We start from the raw sequence: 21,179 nt of genomic DNA on the forward strand, positions 1-21,179 counted from the left end.
CCTTGTACAAGCGAAGTACCGCGCTCTGAGCATTCCCCTGAGCGATGGTTTTCGCTACCCTTCGTGCTTTGATCGGTACTGGTCACCTGCGCACCTCGCTCAATCGGTCGAATTTGTCGCCAGAAGCCCCGCCCCAGCGCACTCCAGCCCAGTCATGGCATGTCCATGCAAGCCAGACGCTCCGGGACCCGGGCAGCTATCTCGCGCCGCCGATTGGCGAAACAGCCCCGCAAGTCCGAAAAAGTACCGACCGCTCATCGTCTAGGAATGCTGCATGTCGTCCACCCCCACAGTTCGCGAACAATTCCTTGTCATCAGTGCCCTTGGCGCCAACCCCATGGAGCTGACCAACGTCCTGTGCCGCGCCAGCCATGAAAACCGCTGCTCGGTCGTCACCTCTCGCCTGACCCGTCATGGTGAGTGCAGTGCACTGATTCTGCAGGTATCGGGTAGCTGGGACGCGCTGGCGCGTCTTGAAACCGGCCTGTCGAGCCTCTCCAAGAAGCACGCCTTCACCACCAGCGTGGTGCGCAGTGCCACGCTGGAAAGCCGCCCCGAGGCCCTGCCCTACGTGGCGTATGTCAGTTCGGCCTACCGCCCGGACATCATCAACGAGCTGTGCCAGTTCTTTATCGACCACAATGTCGAGCTGGAAAACCTGATCTGCGATACCTATCAGGCCCCGCAGACCGGCGGCACCATGCTCAATGCAACGTTCACGGTAACACTGCCCGCCGGTACGCAAATCAGCTGGCTGCGTGATCAGTTCCTCGATTTTGCCGATGCGCTGAATCTTGATGCGCTGATCGAACCGTGGCGCCCACAAGCCCCAATGTAAGGAATCCTCATGGCCGTTACAGTAGATCAACCGGTTCCCGATTTTCAGGCACCTGCTACCAGCGGACAGACGGTAGAGCTGTCTGCGTTCAAGGGTCAGCAGGTCGTGATTTATTTCTACCCCAAGGACAACACGCCCGGCTGCACCACGCAGGGTCAGGACTTTCGCGATCACATCGCTCAATTCCAGGCAGCCAACACTGTGGTACTGGGCGTTTCCCGCGACAGCCTGAAAACCCACGAGAACTTCAAGGCCAAGCAGTCATTTCCGTTCGAGCTGATCTCGGACAAGGAAGAAGCGCTTTGCCAGCTGTTCGACGTGATCAAGCTGAAAAAGCTTTATGGCAAGGAATACCTGGGCGTTGATCGCAGCACGTTCCTGATCGACAAGGAAGGCGTGTTGCGTGAGGAATGGCGCGGCGTGAAAGTGCCCGGCCATGTCGCTGATGTGCTGGCCAAGGCCCAAGCCCTTAACAAAGGCTGATGACCGATACCGGCTGCGGCACGCAAGGTGCCGCAGCGATTGCGCCCTGCTATTCGCAGCAACGCGCTAAAGCAGCGGCGCTACGGTGGGCTCATTGCGTGGCCAGGCATCCAGCACGGCCTTGAACAGGGTCGCCAGCGGAATCGCAAAGAAGATCCCCCAGAAGCCCCACAGCCCGCCGAACAGCAACACGGCGCAGATGATCGCGACCGGGTGCAGATTGACGGCTTCGGAAAACAGCAGCGGCACCAGAACGTTGCCATCCAGCGCCTGAATGACACCGTGAGCAATCATCAGGTAGATGAATTGATCACTCCAGCCCCACTGGAACAGACCGATCAGCGCCACCGGCACCGTGACCACCACCGCGCCGACATAAGGCACCACCACCGAGATGCCCACCAGCATTGCCAGCAGCGCGGCGTAATTGAGCCCGAGCGCCACGAAGGCGATGTAGGTCACGCCGCCACAGATGAAGATCTCGATGACCTTGCCGCGAATGTAATTGGCAATCTGGCGCTTCATCTCGTCCGCCACCCGATTGAGCAACGCACGCTCGCGAGGCAGATAGCCACGCGCCCAGCGACCGATCACATGGCGATCCTTGAGGAAGAAGAACACCAGAATCGGCACCAGCACCAGATAGATCATCAGGTTGACCAGCAACGGCAGGCTGGAGATCGAGAACGTCAGTGCCAGCTGGCCGATCTTGCCGACCTCGCCACGGGCGACTTCAATTGCCAGCAGCACTTGCTCGTCGGAAACCAGATGCGGGTAGCGCTCGGGCAGCAACAGCAGCACCGACTGCCATTTGGCAAGCATGCCCGGCGCCTCGTTGAACAGCGTGATCAACTGATGCCAGAGCAACGGCACCAGCACCAGCAGAAACACCAGCAGCGCGCCGATGAACAACGTGAACACCACGCCGACTGCGGCCACCTCGGGCATCCGCAGGCGCTCCAGAAGACCGACCAGCCCGTGCATCAAAAAAGCCAGAACCAGCCCGGCCAGCACCGGAGCGAGCATCCCGCCCAGCGTCAGGACGAGGGTAAACGCCACAAACAGCAAGACCGCCAGTACCACCGCCTCCTCGTCAGAGAAATAGCGTTGCACCCAATTGCGAAGCACATTGAACATCAAACATCCTTTTCGGAAAAAACGGCGGTAGATCAGGCCTTGCGAAGCCAGTAGCGGTAAATGCCGGCCTCGACTTCTTCATGCAACAGTTCATGGCCGGCGAGCCTGGCAAAGGTTCGAAAATCCCGTTGCGACCCGGCATCGGTCGAGATCACCTTCAGCACCGCACCGCTGGCCAGACGATTGAGTTCCATCTTGGCCTTCAGCAGGGGCAGCGGGCAGTTGAGCCCGCTGGCATCCAGTTCGGCGTCACAGGCCTCGGGGCGCAGTACAGCGTCAGACATCGTTTCTCTCCAGGCGGACACATCGAATTACAAAGCAGGTCCGAAAAGGCAAGGCGGACAAGGCAGCAAGAATACCTCACTCTGGTCAGCACGCCATTGGGCCAGCTACAGTACAGGTTCTTCTGACCAGAGCTTCGTGCATGAATTTTTTGCGTCCTACACTGCTCACCCTCGCCTGCCTGTTCGCCACACACGGCATCGCTGACGATCTTCCGTCACTGGGCGACTCCAGCTCATCGATTGTTTCCCCGGAGCAGGAACACCGCCTGGGCCGTGCATGGCTGGGTTTACTGCGTGGTCAGGTCGGGCAACTGTCGGACCCGCAACTCAAGGACTACGTCGAGACATCGGTCTATCGTCTGGCCGAAACCAGCCAGGTTCAGGACCGGCGACTTGAATTTATCCTCATCAATAGCCCGCAGCTCAACGCCTTCGCAGCACCTGGCGGGATCATCGGCGTCAACGGCGGCCTGTTTCTCAACGCTCAGACCGAGGGGGAATACGCATCGGTTCTGGCTCACGAACTGGCTCACTTGTCCCAGCGCCACTTCGCCAGAGGCATAGAAGCCCAGCAGCGCATGCAGGTGCCCGTAATGGCGGCGATGCTGGCGGGTATTGTCATGGCGGCTGCGGGTGCCGGTGATGCCGGTATCGCGACCATCGCCGGCTCACAGGCGGCTGCGATTCAGGAGCAGCGCCGGTTCTCGCGTCAGAACGAGCAGGAAGCTGACCGCATCGGCATTCTCAACCTGGAAAAAGCCGGCTATGACCCGCGCAATATGCCGACCATGTTCGAGCGTCTCATGCGCCAGTACCGATTCGACGCCAGGCCTCCGGAGTTTCTGTTGACTCACCCGGTCAGCGAATCGCGTATCGCCGACACGCGCAACCGCGCCGAGCAGGCCAAACCGGGCGGCAAGGAAGACAGCGTGCTGTACCAACTGATGCGCGCGCGGGTGGCGCTTATCTATGAAGAAACGCCAGGCATTGCCGCCAAGCGCTTCCGTGCCCAATTGGTTGAAAATCCGAAATCCGAGCCCGCGCGCTACGGTCTGGCCATCGCGCAGATCAAGGGTGGACAGCTCAATGAAGCACGGGAAAGCCTAAAGCCTCTGCTGGAAAAATCGCCGAACGACATCACTTACAACCTGACGCAAATCGACCTGGACATCACCAACAACCGGCTGGCGGATGCACAGCAACGGGTCGATCGCATGTTGACGCTGTACCCGACCAGTTACCCGCTCAACGATGTGCGTATTGATGTGCTGCTCAAGCAGAACCGTACCGCCGAAGCCGAAAAAAGCCTTGAAGCGTTGCTCAAGACCCGTCCCGATGATCCGGACATCTGGTACGTGGTGGCAGAAACCCGTGGCCTGAACGGCAACACGGTCGGCCTGCATCAGGCCCGTGCCGAGTACTTCGCGCTGGTCGGCGACTTCCGTCAGGCGATCCAGCAACTGGACTTCGCCAAACGCCGGGCCGCCAACAACTTCCAGCTGGCCTCGCGAATCGATGCCCGGCAAAAGGATTTGATCGAGCAGGAACGCATGGTCAAGGACATGATGAACTGATAGTTCATGAGCGAGCTCCGTTAAAACGGCCTTACCGTCACCAGAATGAAAAAGCCCGACACGTCAGTCGGGCTTTTTCGTTGCATTTCTCGCTGCAGCGGTCAGGCATTGCCCGCCTGACGTAAGCGAGCGGCCTGCGTGAAGTCCAGCATGCGTTGCAGCGGGCGCACTGCATTGGGAATCAGCGCAGGCTCAACGAAGATCTCGTTGCCGCCCTCGCGCAGGCACTGCAAGGTGCGCTCAAGCGTATTCATCGCCATCCACGGGCAATGTGCGCAACTGCGGCACGCCGCACCGTTACCGGCCGTAGGCGCCTCAATGAAGATCTTGTCCGGGCACAGCTGCTGCATCTTGTAGAAGATGCCTCGATCCGTGGCCACAATAAACATCTTGTTCGGCAGACGCTGGGCGGCTGCAATCATCTGACTGGTGGAGCCGACCACGTCAGCCAGCTCGATGACCGCTTCCGGAGACTCTGGATGAACCAGAATCGCAGCCTCGGGGTACAGGGCTTTCATGTCTTCCAGCTGCTTGGATTTGAACTCTTCGTGGACGATGCAGGCACCGTCCCACAACAGCATGTCGGCGCCGGTTTCGCGCTGAATGTAGCGACCGAGGTGTTTGTCAGGCGCCCAGATGATCTTTTCGCCGTTGTCCATCAGGCTTTCGACGATTTCCAGTGCGCAGCCTGAGGTCACCACCCAGTCGGCACGGGCCTTTACTGCCGCCGAGGTGTTGGCGTAGACCACCACGGTACGTTCTGGATGCTGATCGCAAAACGCGGAAAACTCATCGACCGGGCAACCCACATCAAGCGAGCAGGTGGCTTCCAGCGTCGGCATGAACACGCGTTTTTCCGGGTTGAGGATCTTGGCGGTCTCGCCCATGAAACGCACACCGGCGACCAGTACGGTGCTGGCCGGATGATTGTTGCTGAAACGCGCCATTTCCAGGGAGTCAGCCACGCAGCCGCCGGTTTCTTCGGCGAGCGCCTGAATCACCGGGTCGCAATAGTAATGAGCGACCATGACCGCGTCCTGCTTCTTGAGCTCGGCAGCAATCGCGGCACGGTAGTGCGCTTGCTCTTCGGGGCTCAGCGCCTTGGGCTGCTTGGCATCAAGGTGCGCCTGCACCAGAAAGCGTTCGGAAATCTGTGTCATGTTCGCGATACCTGAAGGCGCTTGAGCGCGAGAGGCAAGTTTACACCCGATAAAGACAGGCCATAAAAAAGCCGGAAACCTCATCTGAGATGGCCAATCCAGCTTTACGCATGCATCGCCCTGTTTAGGCGCTACTGCCTGCGATCAAGCAGGTTGCAAATGTTCAGTAGAGATCAGACTGACATCTGACGGCGCGCCGATTCTAACGCTAAAAAACTGATTTAACAGCAGTTTCTGGCTTCTCGGATGCTGATGAGAAGCGTTCTTGAGCACTTGACTGCTCAGAATACGCAGGCTCATTTAAAAATAATATCTGGCAACAATCAGTAATAAATTTCACTTTGACACATTCGTAAACTATCTTTCGTGCTCCAAATAAGACTACTCAATTTCACAGGGATTCTTGATGTCAGGCGCCGCACACTTCTCCAACTCCGCTTTCCGAAAAACCTCTTGGGCAATTACCTCTCTGACCGCTTCGCTGATGATCGCCGCGCCCGTACAGGCCGCTGGCGAGGCTGCAGTGGTAACGCCCTGGGGCACGATAAACGAGCCCGCCAGCCCGCAGGTCTGCAAGCAATTATCGGCCGCGTTGGCCCCCAAGGATGGCTCGCTGGACAGCGTCGACAGCGCGGCGCTCTACTCCAGACCTGACCAGGACAGAATTCAGAGCGCAATCAATGGCTGCGCAGCCGGGCAAGCCGTCCAACTGATTAAAGGCACTGGCGACAACTCGGCATTCCTCAGCGGAGCCCTGCAGCTTAAATCCGGCGTTACGCTGTGGATCGACGACGGCGTTACGCTCTTCGCGTCACGCAACCCCAAAGACTACGACAACGGCAAAGGCACCTGCGGCGTAACAACGATCGCCAATCAGGACGCCTGCAGCTCGCTGATTTCAGCAAAAAATACCCGCGCCAGCGGCGTGATCGGAAAAGGCGTGATAGACGGTCGCGGCGGCAGCCTGCTCACCTCCGGGGCAAATGCCAACCAGCGCAGCTGGTGGGACCTCGTCTACCAGAAGACCCTGTCCAACGCTTATCAGCAAAAGCCGCGCCTCATCCAGGTCAGTGGCGGAACGGACTTCGTCATCCAGGGAGTGACACTGCAAAACGCCCCGGACTTCAACATTGTGACTGACGGCGTGACAGGCGTGACTGTCTGGGGGATCAAGATTCTGACTCCAAGCCGGGTCTACACGGTTGAAGGCTACCACTGTCCTACCGGCTCGACGCCCGACCAGAAGACCCCTGGCACCTGTTTCACCCCGGAAACCGTGAAGAACACCGATGGCTTCGACCCCGGCCAGTCAAACAAGGTACTGCTGGCCTACTCCTACATCAGCACCGGCGACGACAATGTAGCGATAAAGTCCAGCCGGACCTCCGGCAGCCGCGACCTGATGTTTGCGCACAACCATTTCTACTATGGGCACGGCTTGTCCATCGGCAGTGAAACCAACGGCGGCGTACATAACGTCAGCGTTGTGGATCTTGCAGCGGACGGCGCAGATAGCCAGGACGGCATTGGGCTCAGAATCAAGTCGGGAGCCAAAAACGGCGGAATCGTAGACGGCGTCAGCTACGAGAATGTGTGCATGCGTAACGTCAAATTCCCGCTGGTGTTCGACACCCAGTACGGCAGCGCCAGCGGAACCTCGTACCCTGACTTCAGCGGTATCACCGTCAAAGGCTTCCACTACCTGGGCAGCCCGAGATTCGGCGGCGGCAAGATGACTTTTGTTGGCTACAACGACAACGGTCAGAAACGGCCGATTTCCATTACGCTGGATAACGTTGTTTTCGATGGCACCCAGCCCAACCTCACCGGTCTTACGGCGACCCACTTCATTCTGGGGCCAGGGCCGGTGAGTTTTGCCAACAAGCTGGTGCCTTCGATAAAGGATAACGTCACGGTCTCCGGCAGTCCTGGAGAGGGCACGCCGGTCGATTGCACGGCAGCGTTTGTGCCGATGAAATCCGTGGTGCCTGGGGCTCCGTTTTAACGGGTGGTGGTTGTCGGGTAGTGCTGCGGGGGGGGGGGGGGGGGGAATCCCTCGCAGACGGCTGTTTGGTTTTTGGAGATCCTCATGGGAACAATAAAACACTGTGAGGATATGAATCTGAAAATGTCAAATAAGCGCATTTTTTAAATGCGAATGCCTGAACACCGGTTAAAGACAGGGCGGCCGAAGGTCTTCAAGCGGGGGTACAAAAGGGCTACAAGAAGGGGCACACAGGGTGCAAAAAAACCGAAATCAGGCCCACCTCAAATTTAATAGATACCGCTACAAAGGAGATTGATTCAACTCAATAGATCTAAGCTAACATCACCTGTCAAGAAAAACTCCTCAAGCGCCTCTTTTACAATGGAGAAATCCAAGCAGACCAATTCACCGTTCCAAATATCACCTAAGGAAGGTCTGTTTCATCAGGGAGGCTCGGTGAAAGGTGTTGGGGTATTTTGCCAAATCAGGAAACCTTTTTCAGAGTTTTCTTAAAATCTCATATTCACTATTCTTTGGCTCTGGGTTCAAATAGGAACGCACAACAGAATCCGTTCCATCATCTTCACCCTAGGGATAAAACATAACCACCTTCATCCGAAAAATTTTAGGCGCTGTGGACCTATATCTGCACCACCAACGATACTTAACGTTAGAGAGCCTTTCCCTATATTAATTTTATCGAGATAGTAGTCAACATCTTGCCAAGCCGGAAGCTTTTTATTCCCACCATTGACCTGATCACCGACGCCAATTACCCACGACAAAGAATATTTTTTCATCAATCTAAGGAAGGTCTGAAGTAGGCATCGATTTTTGACGCTCTCATGGCCTGAGGTTCAAAAAAAGCTCGCCCGATCAGATAATTAGACGTTTTCCGCTCTTAACTCATCGATTTTCCTTCAAACAGCACCTTTCCAAGGCGTTTTTCCGCATTACAGGCGCACCTCTCCCATCGCCAGCAGCCGTTTTCGCACCATCCAAAGGTTCGACAAGGCAAACAGAGTAGCCTGTTGCGCGGTGTTTTTAGCCAGCCCGCGAAACCGGACTTTCGTATAACCAAACTGGCGCTTGATCACGCGAAACGGATGTTCAACCTTCGCCCGTAACTGGGCTTTCGTGAACTCGATTTTGCGATAGACCCGTGCGATCAAACTTTTCTCGCCATGCTTTTTATAACGGCTTGGGCGGGCCGCAATTGACCAGATCATCTGACGATCCTGATGCTCCGCACGCTTGTCCACGCCGGTGTAGCCCGCATCACCGCTGACATAGGTTTCCTCACCATGTAGCAATTGATCAACCTGAGTCACGTCCGCCACATTCGCCGCAGTACCCACCAGGCTATGGACTAAACCCGACTCGGCATCGACGCCGATATGCGCTTTCATGCCGAAGAAATACTGGTTTCCTTTCTTCGTCTGATGCATTTCGGGATCGCGTTTGCCGTCCTTGTTCTTGGTCGAGCTCGGCGCATGAATGATCGTCGCATCGACCACCGTACCTTGGCGCAGCATCAAACCTCGATCACCCAGATAGCCATTGATGACCTGCAAAATCCCGCCTGCCAACTCATGCTTTTCCAACAGACGCCGGAAGTTGAGAATCGTGGTTTCATCGGCGATTCGATCCAGACTCAACCCTGCGAACTGGCGCAGGATCGTTGTCTCGTAAAGTGCTTCCTCCATCGCCGGATCGCTGTAACCAAACCAGTTCTGCATCAGGTGAATACGCAGCATCGCCATCAGCGGATAAGCCGGACGGCCACCTTCGCCCTTTGGATAATGTGGTTCGATAAGGGCAATCAAGCCTTTCCAGGGCACAACCTGATCCATCTCGATGAGAAAGCGCTCGCGGCGGGTATGCTTACGTTTACCCGCGTACTCGGCATCGGCGAAGGTCATCTGTTTCATCAGGGAAGCTCGGTGAAAGGTGTTGGGGTATTTTGCCAAATCAGGAAACCTTTTTCAGAGTTTCCCTAAGGAATCTCCGAACAAGTCTCAAATATGCGAAAATCGCCTGACCACCTGATCCGAGCCTCCCATGGCCAAATGAGCTTTTCCGACGTTGAGTACGCTGGCAAACGCAAGCAAACCCGCCGCGAACGTTTCCTTGCCGAAATGGATCAGGTTGTACCCTGGAAAGGTCTGCCGGGACTGATAGAGCCGTTCTACCTCAAGGCCGGTGGCGGTCGAAAACCCTACCCGCTGGAAACCATGTTGCGCATTCACCTGTTGCAAAACTGGTTCTCCCTTAGCGATCCATGCATGGAAGAAGCCTCATATCGGCACCGATGTTGAATCCGGACTGGTTCATCATGTTTACGGTACCGCCGCCAACGTGGCCGATGTCACACAGGTTGCAGAACTTCTGCATGGCGAAGAAAACGCTATCTATGCAGACGCCGGATACACCGGTGCCGAGAAGCGCAAAGAGCATGAAAATAGTAAGATTGTCTGGCAGATCGCAGCGCGCCACAGTACCTATTCCACGCTGGTATAAGGACAGTGTGTTTTACAAGATCAAGCGCAAGATTGAGTACTGCAAAGCCAAGACACGAGCCAAGGTCGAGCATCCGTTTCGCGTGATCAAGCGCCAGTTTGGTTACGTGAAAGTGCGCTTTCGTGGACTGATGAAAAAAACGGCTCAGCTGACTACCCTGTTCGCGTTGTCGAACCTGTGGATGGTACGAAAACAGCTTATGGGTACGGGCGAGCTGCGCGTCTAACATGGGAAACCGCGCGAAAAAGCGGCACATGCGCGATTAATCGATCGATTTTTCAACAAATAGCGGCTTATTTTGGGGGAAAACCGGCTACCGCTGCAGAGCAACATTCGAACCTCATCCACGAATTACCTTACCCGACGATTGAATACGCAACGAATAACAGCGTGCTGTATCCAATTGACGCGATAGACGGCACTTCTGCAAGCATTGCTTTCACACACATGGAGGCGACACCAATTACGCTGTGTTGGGCAATCAAAGGCCAGGATGAACCTAAATTCGAGCCAATCGTTCGGCTTGGTAGCACCAGTGGCAGCATTGAAATCCCTATCCCCAAGGAGCACGTCAGTGCTTGCATCGGGCACACGGTATTGATCTGGTACACGGCAACAGTTTCCGAACGGCTCCAAACATCATTGGTCTTAGAGTTGGAGATTCAGGACATCAGAGAGGCGGATCTTCGAAAGTCGTTGCCGGTGTTCGTGCACTCCAAGCTGGAGTCGAGCACTTGGTGGTTGAACATGTACGAATTGCAGGGTGATGAAACCATTAAGATCAAGTCATGGCCGATGATTCAGGCCGGGCAACGCCTGTTTGTTACTGTAGCAGGTGATCAACATCAATTACCGTATTCATTTTTTTGGATTGCTTTTGACCATATAGTGACGGTGGCTGAAGCAAACCCAGATCATGTCTTTGAGTTCAGGTTATCGCGTAATTGGATGTCGCGACGGCAGGACTATTCGGCGCTAACGACTCATATGGGGGTCATTTGGGACGGCGCTGAACCAGTGCTGCCTCAGCATGATGACCCTGTCCACGAGAACCCGCTGCCCATTAATGCCCAAGACTTTCACCTACGCACCACCACGCTGCTGCGGGTAGACCCCACCCTGAATTTGCCGCAACCGCAGGTTCCGGAGTCGCTACAAGGTGTATTGAGTTTCGTCGAGCTGTGCTGCGGATCCGCGCACCTTGTGGTAGGAGCGTGGCCGGATATCGCCACAACTAACAAAATTTCCTTGAGCTGTAAGGGAACCTCAGTCGGTGGCGAGGATATCACCGTGACCTTGACACCACTACGAGCGGTAACAACGGCGGAAGTTCAGCAAGGATTGGAGATGGCGATTTCAAACGCCCAGTTATCGCCCTTTCTCGATGGCAGCTCTATCACCCTGCAACTGGATGTGACGTTCCCTGGAGATGAGCCGGTTCCCTTTAATCCTGTCCTGCTGAGGCTGTTCAAAAGCCTGGAGATCTTCGACGGATTCGATGGGGAACCAAATAAATTCATTGCCACCGGCGAAATCATTACCACAGCCGCAATGACCATCACCATGATCCAAGCGGCTACAACTAGCCATGGGGGAATATACAACTATGGGGATGTTCCTGGCTACATGTCGGGGCCGGCCATAGTGATGTGTTTTAACCAAAGTGGATTCGCCGTGCCACCCCAAATAACGGGGTTGCAATTCAATGTCGCTTGCAAGTGTCTTCGTTTTGCGTTTGTTCATCTTGATGGTGCTGCGACAATTCGATTTTATGATGAGGGGGGCGAGATTTTAGAAACAAGAATACTGAACTCAAACGCGGGTGGAAGGCACCAGTGGGTGGAGTTCAAGGCGCCGATAGACAAGCTACTTTCACGGGTAGAGGTGGAAGTGGGGGATCATTGTTATATGGATAATTTCACAATGTGTGCCCCGGCAGTGTAAGGCACAGTCCACGGGGACGCGCGCGCCCCCGTGGACTGGTATCTACTGCACGACTCAATCGGGCGAAGATTATTCGCACCGTCTTTGCAGCGAAATAGTAATAAGCGACTAACAGCGTGCCTTAACCAATCGACACGATTGATCACCCTGCTGCAACCATTGCTTTGTAAGCGCCTCATGAACCCCACATTCCAAGCCAGCAATTGAAGCTTGATGCTGTGCTCCCGATTCTTTTCAGGAGCCAGCTCCCCATGATGCGACCCGACGCCAAAGTCGAAAAAGTGTACCTCTACCCCAAGCCTGTGGATTTCCGAAAATCTATCGATGGCCTTGCTGCGCTGGTTGAACTGGACATCAAAGTCGCCGTGTTCGACCCCGTGCTTTTTGTTTTTCTGAATCGCCACCGTAACCGGGTGAAAATACTTTATTGGGAGCGCAACGGCTTCTGTCTTTGGCTCAAGCGTTTGGAGTCCGAGCGGTTCAAAACCTCTCCCGATGAGACGGACGAGGCCATCGTGCTGACGGTCCAGGAACTGAACTGGTTACTGGATGGATTTGATCTCTGGCGTAACCGTCCGCACAAGGTTTTGACTCCACGATTTGTCGCCTGACGGGTATAATCCAGGGCATGAAATTGATACCCGACGACCTTCCTGACGATCCTGTTTTTGCTTAAGCAGATGCTGCTTGAAGCGCAGGACGCCAAAGAAGCTTACGCCACCCACATCGTTGATCTGAAAGAACAGATCAAGCTGTTGCGTGACCGTATCTTTGGTCGCAAGTCCGAACAGGCGGTCGAACCCAACACGCCGCAACTCGCACTATTCAACGAACCCGAAAGCGAGCCGATGCTTCCCGTCGGCGACGCCGACGAAGAGGTCGTTGCACCGGTCAAGCGCCGTGGTAAGCGCAAGCCACTGTCGGCAGATCTTCCCCGCATCGAAGTCATTCACGAACTGCCCGAGCACGAACTGACCTGTGCCTGCGGTTGCCGCAAGCATGTCATCAGCGAAGAAACCAGTGAGCAGCTGGATATCGTGCCGATGCAGATCCGTGTGATCAAACACATCCGCAAAGTCTACGGTTGCCGCGGTTGTGAAACGGCACCGGTCACCGCTGACAAGCCGGCTCAGTTGATCGAAAAGAGCATGGCCAGTCCGAGCGTATTGGCCATGCTGCTGACCACCAAGTATGTCGACGGCTTGCCTCTGCATCGCTTTGAAACGGTGCTGAGTCGACATGGCATCGAGATAGCGCGTCAAACACTGGCACGCTGGGTTATCCAGTGCAGCGAACACTTCCAGCCGCTCTTGAATTTGATGCGTGATCGATTATTCGAAAGCCCGTTTATCCACTGCGATGAAACCCGAGTCCAGGTACTAAAAGAGCCGGATCGTGACCCGACCAGCCAATCCTGGATGTGGGTGCAAGCCAGTGGCCCGCCAGACCGAAAAGTTGTGCTGTTCGATTACACCACCAGCCGTGCGCAGGAGGTGCCGCTGAGCCTGTTGGAAAGTTATCGCGGCTACGTGATGACCGATGATTACGCGGGCTATAACGCATTGGCGTTGCAACCGGGTGTTGAGCGTCTGGCGCACATCTCCACGCCCTACTCATTCAGCACCCGCCAGCCCTGATGCTCGCCGTCCGCCCTCCCGCAGATTCCATGAATGCCCTGAAAGCTTGTACTGCTACCCCATATGAAAATTCTTGGTACACCAGCGAATCGGCGAATGCGATGGGAATGGCAGTGCTCCGTAAAAATCAAACCAGTCGTCATGATTAAGCACACTGCTAGTATTCGTCCGGTGAAGTCATCTACTCAGCTCAGCTCAGCAAAGCCCAGGCATGGCCTTCACGTGAGTTATCGGGGGACTCCCTTGTCCTAGCGTCAGCCAAGTGGATCTACCCGCACATTATCCGTATCGGAGGAATTTCTATGAAGCTAGTTGAGATCAGTACGTTTATTACTCGCTGGCCATTGCCAGGCTTGGTGCCCCCAACCGCTTGGCTTGTTTCTCAAGACTGCGAAAACCAAGTTTTGGCCTTGCTGGCTCAGAGCAGCGATCCGTGCGTCTAGATCCGCAAAGCAAAAAAAAATCCGGAAATCCTCATTTTCATGGGCCTTCCAGATTTTTGAAATGGTGGGTCGTGTGGGATTCGAACCTACGACCAATTGGTTAAAAGCCAACTGCTCTACCAACTGAGCTAACGACCCTCTGTTGTGTGGCGCGTATATTACTGATTTTTATCAGTAATTCAACACTTTTTTTGAAAAACTTTAAAAATAACGTGTCGGGTCTGACATGCCGGAGGCTGTGAAGCCCTCTGCGCGCAAGCGGCAGCTGTCGCATTTGCCACAGGCACGTCCCTGATCATCGGCTTGATAGCAGGAAACCGTCAGTGCGTAGTCGACCCCCAAAGCAATGCCCGCCTTGACGATGTCCGACTTGCTCAGGTTCTGCAGCGGCGCCCTGATTGTGAAGCCCTGCCCTTCCACTCCAGCCTTGGTCGCCAGGTTGGCCATGCGCTCGAAAGACTCCACGAACTCGGGACGGCAATCAGGGTAGCCTGAGTAATCCACCGCATTGACGCCGATGAAGATATCCCGCGCACCGAGCACTTCTGCCCAGCCCAGCGCCAGCGACAGGAACACGGTGTTGCGTGCCGGTACGTAGGTTACCGGAATGCCCTCAGAGGGCGACTCAGGCACGGCAATGGAGCTGTCAGTCAGTGCCGAGCCGCCAATGCCGCTGAGGTTCAGGCCGATAACCTTGTGTTCGACCGCACCCAGATCGCGGGCAACGCGGGCTGCGGCATCCAGCTCGGCGCGATGACGCTGGCCGTAGTCGAAGCTCATGGTGTAGCAGGCGTAACCTTCTGCGCGGGCCATGGCGACTACGGTCGCGGAGTCGAGGCCGCCGGACAGCAGGATTACGGCTCTTTTTTCAGTATTGGTCAATTCACTCATGTCAGCGCCCCGGCTCGTCATCCCAAAGAATTTTATGCAACTGCATCTGCAAGCGTACCGGCAAATTGTCGGCCACTATCCAGTCTGCCAGGTCGCGGCCTTTAAGCTCGTGATGGCTGGCCGAGAACAGCACCTCACCCGCACGCCGATCGAGGCCGTACTGGATCAGCTTGGAAACCGCCCAGTCATAATCCTCGCGCGAGCAAATCACGAACTTGACCTGATCGTTCGGCGTCAGCAACGCCATGTTTTCGTAGCGGTTGCGTGCGACTTCCTTCGACCCCGGGGTCTTGAGATCGACGACGCGGCTGACACGAGGGTCCACTGCCGAGATATCCAATGCACCACTGGTCTCCAGCGACACTTCATAGCCCGCATCACAAAGACGCTTGAGCAATGGAATGGCGTTGGGCTGGGCAAGCGGCTCGCCACCGGTGACACAGACGTAGCGGGGACGATAGGACGCGACTTGCCCGACGATGTCATCCAGCGTCTGAATGGTGCCGCCACTGAACGCGTAGGCACTGTCGCAGTACTGACAGCGCAATGGGCAGCCGGTCAGGCGGACAAACACGGTGGGCAGGCCAGCCGTACGGGTTTCACCCTGCAACGAGTGAAAGATTTCGGTGATGCGTAATGTTTCTTGCATATCAGCCACGGGCGTAACAGCTAAACAGGCCGTCCGCCTCCGTCAGGCACTTCAAGGAACCCTGCAATCGCAGAATCCGGAAAAGCGTAAGGTGTACCGGAATTTCGGGTGCGAGATTCTAACGAAAAAAGCCGCGACTAGCGCGGCTTTCTTGATCAGCGGGTCAGAACATCAGAGGCGCTGGAGATCTCGTTGCGCCAACTGTGCAGCTGAAGTGCCCGGATACTGGGCGACAACCTGCTGCAATATGCCTTTGACCTTGTCGGTATGACCCAGACGACGCTCGACATCAGCCAGCTTGTACAGCGAGTCAGGCACCTTGGCATGCTTGGGGTACTGCTGGCTGACTTTGGCGAACGCCTGACCGGCACCCTGAAGGTCGCCTTTGGCCAGATTCACTTCGCCCAGCCAATACTGGGCATTGCCCGCGTATGAACTGTTGGGGTATTTGCGCAGGAAAGCGGTGAAGGCCTGACTGGCCTTGTCGAAATCCTTTGCCTTGATCAAATCGAAGGCCGCTTCGTAATACAGCTTTTCCTTCGCCGGATCAGGAGGCTCGGTGCCTGCTGCCGGTGCCTGCTGAGCCGCTGAGGCCGAAGGCGTCCCACTGGCGTCGATAGCGCCACCAGAAGGTTGAGAATTATTGGTAGCCGGAGCGGATGCGCCACTGGCTATGCGTTGATCGAGTTCCTGATAACGCTCCAGAGCTTCTTGCTTCATGCGCTGGATGTCGTTTTGCTGGACCTCGACAACACCGCGCAAACGCGCGATTTCGTCCTGCATTTGCTGCAATTGCATGAACAGCTGACCTTGTGCCGAGGCAGGGGCCGTAACCCCTCCCCCGGCATAGGCGCCGGACGTGCCATAACCCGCTGGCGGATAACTGCTGCTGCCAGAGCCAGAATTGTTATCGACCACAGGTGCCGCACCCAACGCTGAAAGCGGAAGGGCGAGGGCCAAAACGGTTAGAGCACGTCGGCACGTTCGCATGTCAAATTACTTACGCAGTTCGACGCGACGGTTTTGAGCCCAGGACTGCTCGTCGTTGCCGGTAGCAACTGGACGCTCTTCGCCGTAGGAAACCAGTTCCAGCTGAGCTGGGGAAACACCTTGCAGAACCAGGTAGCGTTGAACGGCTTTCGCACGACGCTCGCCCAGTGCCATGTTGTACTCGCGAGTACCACGTTCGTCAGTGTTGCCTTCCAGAACAACGCGAGCGCCGTTAGCTTTCAGGTCTTTGGCGTGCACGTCCAGGGAGCGCATGGCTTCTGGCTTCAAGTCCGAACTGTCGTATTCGAAGTAGAAGGTGGTGATTGCGCGCAGAGCAGCTTCTTCGCTCAGGGAGCCGTCAACTGCACCGGTGTTGGCGCCGTAACCAGCGTTAGGATCAACAGCACCGCCTGCACCGGCATTGTCGCCGCCTTTGGACGAGCAACCTACAGCTACAGCCATGGCCAGAGCCAGCGCAGCAAATTTACCAAACTTCAGCATTTCCATCTTGAAACTCCTAATGAACCCCAGTGTGTTAAGCAAATCGTGTAGCGCCGCGTCAGTTCAGGTAAGGGGACCAGGAAGGTTCTCTGACTTCGCCTTGAGCGGTAGGAAGCGGGAGCCTTACGCGTCCATTGATGGACACGAGCATCAAGACTCCCCGGCCCTGCTGGCGGGTGGCGTAGATTACCATGGTGCCGTTGGGCGCAACAGTAGGCGACTCATCAAGGTTGCTATCTGTGAGGATTTTTACGCTACCGCGGGCCAAATCCTGCACTGCCACCTTGAAATTAGTGAAGCCGTCCTGCCGGTGAATCATTACCAGCGTCTTTTCATCGGCTGACAATTTCGGGTTGGCGTTGTAGTTACCCACGAACGTTACACGTTCGGCACCGCCGCCATTAATGTTTGTCTTGTAGATCTGTGGCTTCCCGCCACGGTCCGACGTGAAGTATAGCGTAGACCCGTCCTTGCCGAAGAAAGGTTCAGTATCAATCGAAGAATCATTGGTTACGCGGCTCAACTGACGCGAAGCCAGATTGATGACGTAGATTTCCGGGTTACCGTCCTTGGACAGTACGAACGCCAGCTTGCTGCCATCCGGCGACCACGCAGGTGCACCGTTAAGGCCTTCGAAGTTGGTGATCTGCTCGCGACGACCGGTATCGATATGCTGAACAAAGATGCGCGGACGCTTCTGCTCAAACGACACGTAGGCGATACGTTTGCCATCTGGCGCGAAACGCGGCGACAGAATCGGCTCACGGGATTGCAACAGGGTTACCGCACGAGCACCGTCGTAATCCGAACGCTGCAGCGTGTAACGCGTGTTGTTCTCCGAAAAACGCTCGGCAGTCACGTACAGCATGCGAGTAGAGAATGCACCTTTGATACCGGTGAGCTTCTCGAACGACTGGTCGGCAATGTAATGCGCCATGTCCCGCAGTTGATCGTTGGTGCCGGACACGTTACCGGTCAGGACCTGCTGCTCAGTGGCCACGTTGAACAACGCGTACTGAATCTGCAGACGTCCGCCAGCAGGCGTGATGTTGCCGACCATGACGTACTGTGCACCCAGCGCTTTCCAGTCACGGAAAATGACTTCGCTGGCCTGAGTCGGCAAGCTGATCATGTTCTGCTTTGGAATCGGCGCGTAGTAACCGGAGTTGCGCAGGTCGTTGCTGATTATCTCTGCCATGTCTTCCGGCAGCACGTTACCGCCCTGCCAACCGAATGGCACAACAGCAATTGGAGCCGCGCGGTCACTGCCGCTGGTGACCAGAATGTTCTTTTCTTCTGCCGCCACCATTGCGGAGGCGAAACAGAGAACGACGAGCAGTCCTCGAAAAAGGTTGATCACAAGGCTAGATCTCCAGGTGTGAATGTCATCTTGAATGAACGATAGGGAGCGAAGTCAGCCGGCTTCAGACCCTGCATTTCTGTCAAACGTCCAATGTTCTTCACCGCTGCAACTGCAGAGCTGTCAAACGGCCCGTCTCCACTGGACTTGGCAATCGATACGGAAGCAATCGTACCGTCCGGCAACATTCCGATCTGCAACGTTACCGACATGTTGTTACGTGCCGATGGAGGACGACTCCAGCCCTCGGACGCCCGAACACGAATCAGATCATCGAAACTGCCAGCCGTCTCATCGCCACGTTCGTCAGCCAAAGCCTGTTGCCGTTCCGGTTTGTCGGACAGCAAATCGGCCAGTGCCTGCGCCTTCTTGTCTTCAGCTGATTTACGAGCTGCTTCCTGCGCCTTCTTGGCAGAATCGGCAGCGGCTTTTTTCTTCGCGTCCTCGGCAGCCTTTTTCTTGGCGTCTTCTGCGGCCTTTTTCTTGGCCTCATCAGCAGCCTGTTTCTTGGCTTCCTCGGCAGCAGCTTTCTTGGCGTCTTCCTCGGCTTTTTTCTTCGCCTCGTCTTCGGCTTTCTTCTTGGCTATATCAGCCAATTGTTTTTCTTCAACCTTTTTAGCGTCAGCGACCTTCTTGGCTTCGTCAGCTTTCTTTGCATCATCAGCCTTTTTGGCCTCTTCTGCCTTCTGCTCGGCTTTCTTGGCCTCGTCGGCGGCTTTCTGCTCTTCGGCTTTTTGAGCCGACTCTTCTTTCTTTTGTTCCGCAGCTTTTACAGCTTCCTGTTTGAGCTGCTCGATCTTTTTCTGCTCCAGCTGTTCGACTTCAGTCTGTCGCGCAGCAGTTTTCTTCGCCTCACCGGCAATCTTCTGGTTGGTCTGGGTAGTGGCCTGGCTCTTGGACTTGAGCTGATAGAGCGTTGCCTGAACGATAGGCTTGGCTTCGGGCAGATCCGGAGTCATGGCAAAACTGACGAACAGCATGCCGAAAATCAGGATATGCAATGCCACGGCCCAGACACTGGGCCAGAAGAAGCTTTCCGAGGCGGACGGCTCTCGAATCGGCTGCATCAGGGTGCCTCGGTAATCAAACCAACATTCCCGACCCCAGCCTTCTGCAGCCCGCCCATCGTGCCCATGACCGAGCCGTAATCGACGGTCTTGTCACCACGAATGAAAACCTGCGTCTGCTTGCCTGCGTCACGACCGGCAGCGACGATCTTGGTCACTGCAGCGGTCAGTTGCGGCAGGGTCATTGCCTTGTCCATCTGCTTGTCGGTATCGACTTCGCTGCCAAGGTTCCAGTAATAGGTCTTGTCAGCCTTGATCGAAATGGTCAGGACCTGATTGTTGTTGTCTTGCGGCAAAGCCTCGCTGGAGACCTTGGGCAAATCGACTTTCACGCCCTGGTTGATCATGGGAGCCGTCACCATGAAAATCACGAGCAGCACCAGCATCACGTCGATGTAGGGCACTACGTTCATTTCAGCGACCGGCTTGCGTTTTCTGCGACGATCTCGAGCGATTAAAGCCATGGGGAATTACCTGCTCACTCTTCGCTGGTGTGCACTTTACGGTGCAGGATGGCCTGGAACTCGTCAGCGAACGTGTAGTAACGGCTGATCAAGGTCTCACTGCGCGCGGCGAAACGGTTGTAGGCAATAACGGCCGGGATGGCTGCGAACAGGCCGATGGCCGTTGCAATCAGTGCTTCGGCAATACCTGGCGCCACGGTGGCCAATGTTGCCTGCTGGGCAGTTGCCAGGCCGCGGAAGGAGTTCATGATCCCCCAGACCGTACCGAACAGACCGACATAAGGGCTGGTAGAACCTACGGTTGCCAGGTACGGCAGGCCTGCTTCGAGCTTTTCTTCCTCGCGGGAAATGGCTACACGCATGGCACGCGCCACACCTTCCATGACCGCATCAGGATCAACGCCGGACTGCTGACGCAGGCGGGAGAATTCCTTGAAACCGGCACGGAAAATCTGCTCGACGCCCGAATCAGGATCAGGATTGCTACCTGCCTGACGGTACAGCTTGGACAGGTCGATACCCGACCAGAAACGCTCTTCGAAGCTGTCCAGTGCACGCCGACCTGCACGCAGCATGTTGCTGCGCTGAAAAATCACGATCCACGAGGTGACCGAAGCGGCCACCAGAATCAGCATGACCAACTGAACAACAATGCTGGCATTGCTGACCAAACTCCACATGGAGGAATGGTCGACGACGTTAGCTTCCACGCTTTATCTCCTGCTCTGAATGTATGCCCGCGCCGCCCTGGTCGGCAAAGGCCGCTCGCAGAGCTTCGGGAATGGCCCGGGGTTTGAAACTATCGGCGCGTACACACGCCACCAGAAACTGCCCTTCACAGAGCAGTGTTGCATCCGACGCCCGCCTGATCTGCTGTTGAAAGCGCAGGCTGACACGGTTCAATTCGGTTACTTGTGCACTGACGAGCAACTCGTCATCCAGCCGCGCAGGCTTGTGATAACGGGCCTCACTGGAGTGCACGACAAATAAAAGGTTTTCCTGCGCCAGTTCGGATTGGGCAAAACCCAATTCCCGTAGCCGCTCGGTACGAGCCCGCTCCATGAATTTCAGATAATTGACGTAGTAGACGATGCCGCCTGCATCGGTGTCCTCGTAATAAACGCGACAGCGATGTGCGAACGACTGAACCCCGTTTTGCGCGCGCATACTCTAGTGCTTACTCCTCGGGTTGCCAATCGGGTCAGGCAACTGTTTTTCAACGATTTGCCACTCGGTGAGCGGTAATGGCA

The 21,179-nt window shown here is 55.8% G+C and carries 19 protein-coding genes, 1 tRNA gene and 2 pseudogenes; 8 read left to right on the forward strand and 14 right to left on the reverse strand.

Translation table 11 applies throughout. The features are described from left to right. Positions 1-274 precede the first annotated feature (274 nt). Together PSPTO_RS20495 and PSPTO_RS20500 are read left to right on the forward strand one after the other, a co-directional pair. Entirely contained in the window at positions 275-838 is a 564-nt protein-coding gene (locus PSPTO_RS20495) for a glycine cleavage system protein R (protein ID WP_003379024.1), read from the forward strand. A 9-nt stretch (positions 839-847) separates the two neighbouring features. Beyond that, a complete protein-coding gene (locus tag PSPTO_RS20500) occupies positions 848-1,321 on the forward strand; it encodes a peroxiredoxin (protein WP_011104801.1) in 474 nt (157 codons plus the stop codon). Positions 1,322-1,387: 66 nt separating this feature from the next. Here the strand turns inward: PSPTO_RS20500 and PSPTO_RS20505 are convergent, their stop codons facing one another. Next, positions 1,388-2,458 carry an AI-2E family transporter gene (locus tag PSPTO_RS20505; RefSeq protein ID WP_007245780.1) on the reverse strand — a complete coding sequence of 357 codons (1,071 nt, stop codon included), beginning with the start codon at positions 2,456-2,458 and terminating at the stop codon, positions 1,388-1,390. Between the two features lie 32 nt (positions 2,459-2,490). Beyond that, positions 2,491-2,742 carry a sulfurtransferase TusA family protein gene (locus tag PSPTO_RS20510; protein ID WP_011104802.1) on the reverse strand — a complete coding sequence of 84 codons (252 nt, stop codon included), beginning with the start codon at positions 2,740-2,742 and terminating at the stop codon, positions 2,491-2,493. A 140-nt stretch (positions 2,743-2,882) separates the two neighbouring features. On the opposite strand from PSPTO_RS20510, the gene PSPTO_RS20515 reads away from it, so the two are divergent. After that, the gene (locus PSPTO_RS20515) at positions 2,883-4,316 is read left to right on the forward strand and encodes a M48 family metalloprotease (protein ID WP_005767670.1); all 1,434 of its coding nucleotides are present in this window, start codon (positions 2,883-2,885) and stop codon (positions 4,314-4,316) included. Positions 4,317-4,417: 101 nt separating this feature from the next. Here PSPTO_RS20515 and nadA read toward each other — a convergent pair whose 3' ends face one another. Next, positions 4,418-5,476: a quinolinate synthase NadA gene (gene nadA, locus PSPTO_RS20520; protein ID WP_011104803.1), complete on the reverse strand. Its 1,059-nt coding sequence runs from the start codon at positions 5,474-5,476 to the stop codon at positions 4,418-4,420. 406 nt (positions 5,477-5,882) lie between these two features. Here nadA and PSPTO_RS20525 point away from each other — a divergent pair, with 406 nt between their 5' ends. Next, positions 5,883-7,481: a glycoside hydrolase family 28 protein gene (locus tag PSPTO_RS20525; RefSeq protein WP_011104804.1), complete on the forward strand. Its 1,599-nt coding sequence runs from the start codon at positions 5,883-5,885 to the stop codon at positions 7,479-7,481. 935 nt (positions 7,482-8,416) lie between these two features. Here PSPTO_RS20525 and PSPTO_RS20530 read toward each other — a convergent pair. Next, positions 8,417-9,394, reverse strand: a complete 978-nt coding sequence (locus PSPTO_RS20530; protein ID WP_007247571.1) for an IS5-like element ISPssy family transposase — start codon at positions 9,392-9,394, stop codon at positions 8,417-8,419. A 138-nt stretch (positions 9,395-9,532) separates the two neighbouring features. On the opposite strand from PSPTO_RS20530, the pseudogene PSPTO_RS20535 reads away from it, so the two are divergent. The 4 genes and pseudogenes from PSPTO_RS20535 to PSPTO_RS20550 form a co-directional block, all read left to right on the forward strand. Beyond that, a pseudogene (locus tag PSPTO_RS20535) lies at positions 9,533-10,209 on the forward strand (transposase). Continuing rightward, complete coding sequence (locus PSPTO_RS20540) at positions 10,161-11,927, forward strand: hypothetical protein (RefSeq protein WP_162491828.1); 1,767 nt, start codon at positions 10,161-10,163, stop codon at positions 11,925-11,927. Before PSPTO_RS20535 ends, PSPTO_RS20540 begins: the two are co-directional and overlap by 49 nt. A 251-nt stretch (positions 11,928-12,178) precedes the next feature. Then, positions 12,179-12,538 carry an IS66 family insertion sequence element accessory protein TnpB gene (tnpB, locus tag PSPTO_RS20545; RefSeq protein WP_005747908.1) on the forward strand — a complete coding sequence of 120 codons (360 nt, stop codon included), beginning with the start codon at positions 12,179-12,181 and terminating at the stop codon, positions 12,536-12,538. 17 nt (positions 12,539-12,555) lie between these two features. Next, positions 12,556-13,528, forward strand: a pseudogene (locus tag PSPTO_RS20550) (IS66-like element IS684 family transposase); the annotation flags it as partial. Positions 13,529-14,069: 541 nt separating this feature from the next. Here PSPTO_RS20550 and PSPTO_RS20555 read toward each other — a convergent pair. The 10 genes from PSPTO_RS20555 to ybgC all read right to left on the reverse strand — a co-directional run bounded on the left by PSPTO_RS20555 (position 14,070) and on the right by ybgC (position 21,096). Further along, positions 14,070-14,145: transfer RNA gene (locus PSPTO_RS20555), tRNA-Lys, on the reverse strand. A gap of 63 nt (positions 14,146-14,208) precedes the next feature. Further along, positions 14,209-14,898 carry a 7-cyano-7-deazaguanine synthase QueC gene (gene queC, locus PSPTO_RS20560; RefSeq protein WP_046463447.1) on the reverse strand — a complete coding sequence of 230 codons (690 nt, stop codon included), beginning with the start codon at positions 14,896-14,898 and terminating at the stop codon, positions 14,209-14,211. A gap of 1 nt (position 14,899) precedes the next feature. Beyond that, positions 14,900-15,547, reverse strand: a complete 648-nt coding sequence (gene queE / locus PSPTO_RS20565; RefSeq protein WP_011104809.1) for a 7-carboxy-7-deazaguanine synthase QueE — start codon at positions 15,545-15,547, stop codon at positions 14,900-14,902. 171 nt (positions 15,548-15,718) lie between these two features. After that, positions 15,719-16,537 (reverse strand): tol-pal system protein YbgF, encoded by an 819-nt coding sequence (gene ybgF, locus PSPTO_RS20570; RefSeq protein WP_011104810.1) that lies wholly within the window; start codon positions 16,535-16,537, stop codon positions 15,719-15,721. A gap of 6 nt (positions 16,538-16,543) precedes the next feature. Beyond that, entirely contained in the window at positions 16,544-17,044 is a 501-nt protein-coding gene (pal, locus tag PSPTO_RS20575) for a peptidoglycan-associated lipoprotein Pal (RefSeq protein WP_002554651.1), read from the reverse strand. Between the two features lie 52 nt (positions 17,045-17,096). Beyond that, positions 17,097-18,347, reverse strand: coding sequence for a Tol-Pal system beta propeller repeat protein TolB (tolB, locus tag PSPTO_RS20580; protein ID WP_005616092.1), 1,251 nt, complete (start codon positions 18,345-18,347; stop codon positions 17,097-17,099). 47 nt (positions 18,348-18,394) lie between these two features. After that, positions 18,395-19,465, reverse strand: coding sequence for a cell envelope integrity protein TolA (gene tolA / locus PSPTO_RS20585; protein WP_005616090.1), 1,071 nt, complete (start codon positions 19,463-19,465; stop codon positions 18,395-18,397). Continuing rightward, positions 19,465-19,920, reverse strand: a complete 456-nt coding sequence (gene tolR, locus PSPTO_RS20590) for a protein TolR (protein ID WP_161420636.1) — start codon at positions 19,918-19,920, stop codon at positions 19,465-19,467. Before tolR ends, tolA begins: the two co-directional genes overlap by 1 nt. A gap of 23 nt (positions 19,921-19,943) precedes the next feature. Beyond that, positions 19,944-20,639: a protein TolQ gene (gene tolQ, locus PSPTO_RS20595; RefSeq protein WP_002554655.1), complete on the reverse strand. Its 696-nt coding sequence runs from the start codon at positions 20,637-20,639 to the stop codon at positions 19,944-19,946. Beyond that, entirely contained in the window at positions 20,629-21,096 is a 468-nt protein-coding gene (gene ybgC / locus PSPTO_RS20600; protein ID WP_003378990.1) for a tol-pal system-associated acyl-CoA thioesterase, read from the reverse strand. Before ybgC ends, tolQ begins: the two co-directional genes overlap by 11 nt. Between the last annotated feature and the right edge of the window lie 83 nt (positions 21,097-21,179).

Source organism: Pseudomonas syringae pv. tomato str. DC3000 (assembly GCF_000007805.1).
In the GTDB taxonomy this organism is placed as follows: domain Bacteria; phylum Pseudomonadota; class Gammaproteobacteria; order Pseudomonadales; family Pseudomonadaceae; genus Aquipseudomonas; species Aquipseudomonas avellanae.

Bases quoted from the DNA above. Each gene is read 5' to 3' on its own strand.
- ybgF (WP_011104810.1), bottom strand. From the start codon at position 16,537: ATGCGAACGTGCCGACGTGCTCTAACCGTTTTGGCCCTCGCCCTTCCG.
- PSPTO_RS20530 (WP_007247571.1), bottom strand. From the start codon at position 9,394: ATGAAACAGATGACCTTCGCCGATGCCGAGTACGCGGGTAAACGTAAG.
- pal (WP_002554651.1), bottom strand. From the start codon at position 17,044: ATGGAAATGCTGAAGTTTGGTAAATTTGCTGCGCTGGCTCTGGCCATG.
- PSPTO_RS20515 (WP_005767670.1), top strand. From the start codon at position 2,883: ATGAATTTTTTGCGTCCTACACTGCTCACCCTCGCCTGCCTGTTCGCC.
- tnpB (WP_005747908.1), top strand. From the start codon at position 12,179: ATGATGCGACCCGACGCCAAAGTCGAAAAAGTGTACCTCTACCCCAAG.
- PSPTO_RS20500 (WP_011104801.1), top strand. From the start codon at position 848: ATGGCCGTTACAGTAGATCAACCGGTTCCCGATTTTCAGGCACCTGCT.
- PSPTO_RS20510 (WP_011104802.1), bottom strand. From the start codon at position 2,742: ATGTCTGACGCTGTACTGCGCCCCGAGGCCTGTGACGCCGAACTGGAT.
- PSPTO_RS20495 (WP_003379024.1), top strand. From the start codon at position 275: ATGTCGTCCACCCCCACAGTTCGCGAACAATTCCTTGTCATCAGTGCC.
- PSPTO_RS20525 (WP_011104804.1), top strand. From the start codon at position 5,883: ATGTCAGGCGCCGCACACTTCTCCAACTCCGCTTTCCGAAAAACCTCT.
- ybgC (WP_003378990.1), bottom strand. From the start codon at position 21,096: ATGCGCGCGCAAAACGGGGTTCAGTCGTTCGCACATCGCTGTCGCGTT.
- PSPTO_RS20505 (WP_007245780.1), bottom strand. From the start codon at position 2,458: ATGTTCAATGTGCTTCGCAATTGGGTGCAACGCTATTTCTCTGACGAG.
- queC (WP_046463447.1), bottom strand. From the start codon at position 14,898: ATGAGTGAATTGACCAATACTGAAAAAAGAGCCGTAATCCTGCTGTCC.
- nadA (WP_011104803.1), bottom strand. From the start codon at position 5,476: ATGACACAGATTTCCGAACGCTTTCTGGTGCAGGCGCACCTTGATGCC.
- queE (WP_011104809.1), bottom strand. From the start codon at position 15,547: ATGCAAGAAACATTACGCATCACCGAAATCTTTCACTCGTTGCAGGGT.
- tolB (WP_005616092.1), bottom strand. From the start codon at position 18,347: ATGGTGGCGGCAGAAGAAAAGAACATTCTGGTCACCAGCGGCAGTGAC.
- tolA (WP_005616090.1), bottom strand. From the start codon at position 19,465: ATGCAGCCGATTCGAGAGCCGTCCGCCTCGGAAAGCTTCTTCTGGCCC.